We start from the raw sequence: 4,047 nt of genomic DNA on the forward strand, positions 1-4,047 counted from the left end.
GTTCAGCGCCGGAATGCTCGACAACGTGGTCACCGTGCTGGAGCTGGCCGACATCGACGAGCCGTGGGCGCGCATCCTCACCGCGCGATGACCCGACGCGGAGAGGGACACCTGCCCCGACGGGGTGACGAAGACGGAAACCCGTCAGGTCCGGGTGGCGGCCCGTTTGACGGTCTTGATCACCGGTGCGGTCTCGATGTGGGTGATGGCGGGCAGCGTGGCCACCCGGGTGGTCAGGTAGCGGTACAGCTCCTGCTGGCCCGCGCAGACCACGCTCGCGTACAGGTTCGTCGGCCCGGTCGTGGCGGCGGCGAACGCGATCTCCGGGTGCCCGGCCAGTGCCGTGCCGGCCTCCTCCAGGTGTGCGGGGGCGACGGAGAGCCAGAGGAGGGTTCGGGGGCCGACACCGAACAGATTTCCGTCCACGTCGATGTCCAGGTACAGCACGCCGCGTTCGCGCAGCTCGGTCATCCGGCGCCGGACCGTCGTCGACGACCAGCCGGTCGCCGCGGCCAGCTGCTCGAGCTCGGCCCGGCCGTCGGTGGCCAGCGCGGCGAGGAGCTTGCGGTCGCCGTCGTCGAGCCGCACCGGCCCCGGCCGGTGGGGCACCGGGGGCGGGCGTAGCCGCTCGATCGCCTCTTCGTTCAGCGAGCCGAGCTTGGCGATCAGGCTGTCCGAGCCGCCGTAGTAGGCGTGCAGCACGGAGTGGGCGGTCACTCCCTCCACACGCGGGGTGCGGGGCAGTTTGGTCAGCAGCAACGCCTCGCTGTCGGCTTCGCTCTCGGTGCGGACCGTGCAGGTGATCTCCGTGCCGCCGGAGGTGATGCTCACCCAGGACGTGTCGGGGCGGCGGGCCAGCGCTTCGGCGACCGGGACCGACGCGGCGGGCGCGCACCGCACCCGCAGGAACCACAGCACCGCGCCCAGCGCCGCCGGGTCGACCCCGCCGAGGACCCGCACCGCCCCCGCCGACCGCAACCGGGCGTACCGGCGGGCGATGGTGCGGTCCGACACGCCGAGCACCTCGGCGATCGTGCTGAACGGGGCCCGGCCGTTGATCTGCAGGGCGTGCGCGAGCCGGCGATCCAGCTCGTCGTAGTCGGATTCCACCGGACTCAGCGTATTAAGTGCCGGATATCGACGAACTTGCGCCCGTTTCTGGCGCCGCAGCGTCGGCGGACGGAGCGTTGCTCTCGTCCCGATCGACCCAACCAGGGGAGAAACCCATGGATACCGAGGTGCTCGTCGTCGGCGCCGGACCGACCGGCCTGACGCTGGCCAACGAACTGCGGCTGGCGGGAGTGCCGGCCGTGCTCGTCGACAAGCTGCCGCAGCGCAGCACGTTGTCGAAGGCCGGCGGCGTGCAATCCCGCACGCAGGAGGCATTCGACCAGCGTGGGCTGCTGGAACCGTTGCTGGCCACCGGAAACCACCCGGACGGCACCGCCCACTTCGCCGGCATCGTGCTCCCGCTCACCCACGGGCGGCACCGGCATCCGTGGCGGTCCATCCCGCAGGTGGTGATCGAAGGATTCCTCGAGGAGCACCTTGCCGCACAAGGCATCCACGTCCGGCGCGACCACGAGCTGACCGGCCTCACCCAGGACGAGAACGGCGTCACCGCGACGTTCGCCGGCGGCGGTGTCCTCCGCTCCCGGTACCTGGTCGCCGCCGACGGCGGCCGCAGTACGGTGCGGTCGCTGCTGGGGGCCGAGTTCCCCGGCAGGCCGGGCACGGTGACCACCGTCGCCGCCGACGTGCGGTTGGGCGGCGACGTCCAACCGATGACGCACGCCCGGAGCGAAGACGGGCACTGGGTGTCGGTGTTCCCGCTCGGCACCGATCCGCGGGGCAGGCCGCTGCGCCGGCTCTCGCTGGGCGGCCCCGGCCGGTCGCGGCCCCGCGAGGTCCCCGTCACCGAAGGCGAGATCCGCGAGGGGCTGCGTGCGGTCTTCGGCTCCCGGGCGGAACTGCTCGAACTGCGGTACGCCCGCCGCATCACCAACGCGGCCCGGCAGGCCGCGCAGTACCGGCACGGGCGGGTGTTCCTGGCCGGCGACGCCGCGCACGTCCACCTCCCGATCGGCGCGCAGGGCATGAACACCGGGATCCAGGACGCGCTCAACCTCGGGTGGAAACTCGGTGCCGCCGTGCACGGCTGGGCTCCGGAGCACCTGCTCGACACCTACCACGCCGAACGCCACCCCGTCGCGGCCACCGTGCTGCGCAACGTCCAGGCGCAGAGCCTGCTGATGGACCAGGAAGGCACCGGCCACCCGGACCTGAAGGCCGCGAAGGGCTTGTTCGCGGACCTGACGCAACTGCGGGCGGTGCAGTACCACCTCGACGACGTGTTGTCCGGGATGGGCATCCGCTACCCCATGCCGGGCGCCGACGAGCAGCCGCTCGTCGGCCTGCCCGCGCCGGACCTGGAGCTCGGCCCGATCCGGTCGCACGAGCTGCTACGGCGCGGACGCGGCGTCCTGATCGACCCGGCCGACAGGTTCGCCGAGGTCGCCGCCCTCTGGCCGGACCGCGTGGACCGCGCGGGCCAGGGCGCCGACGCCGAACCGATGCTCATCCGACCGGACGGCTACGTGTGCTGGGCAGACAACCCGGATGACCTCGAACCTACGCTCCGCCACTGGTTCGGCGAACCTCGTCGATCGACAGCGCCCGAGTGATCTCGGCGTTCCGGACAGCGCACGATTTCGTGGTTGACGTTCACCGGGCCCGGTACCGTCACCGCTTTCCGGTGGCGTCATGGGGTGGGCCGGAATCCGCACGTGCAGCGGCTTACACAGGGTCAGTGCGCTGTCGTCGCCGTGCGGTGCCACACTTCGCGCCATCGGTGTGCGGTGCGTACCGAAATCCCCGGTCGGTGCGCGGACGGACCGGCGGGATCCACTCCGCAGTCAGGGCACGGCGCGTCCGCGTCCAGCAGCCGCCCGCAGGCACGGCACCGGGTCAGCGGATCGACACCGGAGTCGAAGGCGTCGATCACTCGCCGGACGACAACGACCAGCCGTTCGGTGGGGTGTCTTTCGAAGTCGGGGCAGTAGGCGATCAGGCCGGGCCAGTTGCGCCAGTTGTCACAAGGCCGAGGGATCCGGTGTCCAGCCGCCTTTTCCCGCCGGCGACGGGTCACGTAGTCCTCGCGCATCGCCTGCCACACCAGATGGGCCTGTTCCACTTCGTCCACCGCACGGAGAAGCGAAGAAGGATCGTGGTCGAGCCGTCTCGGCACTCTTGCATTCACGATCAGGTGGTGCCAGGTGGCGCGGAAACCGTACGGCGCGAAACGCAGCACACACTCTCGCAACGCCAGCAGCCTGTCCTGCGAAGCGAGCCCGGTGTCATGGACGCGGCGGGCCGCGGCGGGAAAACTCGTCACAGCACGATCATCACCAGTCGTACTCCGCGGTGACGGCGTCCTTGTCGCGCAGCAGCCCACCCCCGCGGTGGCGACCGGCCTCACCGAACACCGGGTTGGCACCCAACGCCACCATGCGGAACCGGGGTGGGTGGCACACGGTGAGGCTGGACGAGCCGACGACCCAGTCGTCCTCGACGTAGTAGCGCGCCTCGTCGAAGTGTGCCTCCACCGCGTTCCGGAGGGTCAGCAAGTCCAGCATCTCGGGGCCCTCTCGGACGCCGTGCACGAGGCCCGAGACCAGGGCCGGGGTGAACGGGCACAATTGATCACCGTTCGGCGGCCCGAAACTGGACCCGCCGAGCACGAACGAGGCCGGGGCGTGCTCTTGGAACAGCCGGGGGCCGACCCCCGTCGAGCACGACGACGGACCGGACAGCCTCGGCGCCGCCGATGATCCTGGCGACCTCGCCGAGACTGCCCACGGCGTCCTCGGCTCGGTTCGGGCCGGACAGGACTTCGCCGGGCACCGGCCGGTAAGGCGACGTTCTGGCCGCGAAGTAGAACAGCAGCGTGTCGGGGGGGGGCGCGGCGCGGCCCCCCCCCCCGCCCCCGCACACCCGCCCCGCGGGGGGGGGCGCGGCCCCCCGGCGGGGGGGGCGGCGGGGCGGGCC

At 71.9% G+C, this 4,047-nt stretch carries 4 protein-coding genes; 1 reads left to right on the forward strand and 3 read right to left on the reverse strand.

Going from position 1 to position 4,047, the window contains the following annotated elements; genetic code table 11:
• Positions 1–144 precede the first annotated feature (144 nt).
• The gene (locus AB0F15_RS44920) at positions 145–1,110 is read right to left on the reverse strand and encodes an Lrp/AsnC family transcriptional regulator (protein ID WP_360284055.1); all 966 of its coding nucleotides are present in this window, start codon (positions 1,108–1,110) and stop codon (positions 145–147) included.
• A gap of 116 nt (positions 1,111–1,226) precedes the next feature.
• On the opposite strand from AB0F15_RS44920, the gene AB0F15_RS44925 reads away from it, so the two are divergent.
• A complete protein-coding gene (locus tag AB0F15_RS44925) occupies positions 1,227–2,684 on the forward strand; it encodes an FAD-dependent monooxygenase (RefSeq protein ID WP_360284057.1) in 1,458 nt (485 codons plus the stop codon).
• 122 nt (positions 2,685–2,806) lie between these two features.
• On the opposite strand, the gene AB0F15_RS44930 is transcribed toward AB0F15_RS44925, so the two are convergent.
• Together AB0F15_RS44930 and AB0F15_RS44935 are read right to left on the reverse strand one after the other, a co-directional pair.
• The gene (locus AB0F15_RS44930; RefSeq protein ID WP_360284059.1) at positions 2,807–3,394 is read right to left on the reverse strand and encodes a hypothetical protein; all 588 of its coding nucleotides are present in this window, start codon (positions 3,392–3,394) and stop codon (positions 2,807–2,809) included.
• Positions 3,395–3,404: 10 nt separating this feature from the next.
• Positions 3,405–3,698, reverse strand: coding sequence for a hypothetical protein (locus AB0F15_RS44935; RefSeq protein ID WP_360284061.1), 294 nt, complete (start codon positions 3,696–3,698; stop codon positions 3,405–3,407).
• Positions 3,699–4,047 lie beyond the last annotated feature (349 nt).

The organism is Amycolatopsis sp. NPDC026612 (assembly GCF_040638285.1).
Lineage (GTDB): Bacteria > Actinomycetota > Actinomycetes > Mycobacteriales > Pseudonocardiaceae > Amycolatopsis.

What these genes read in the sequence shown, in the direction of transcription:
- AB0F15_RS44925 (WP_360284057.1), top strand. Translation starts at nt 1,227, where the DNA reads ATGGATACCGAGGTGCTCGTCGTCGGCGCCGGACCGACCGGCCTGACG.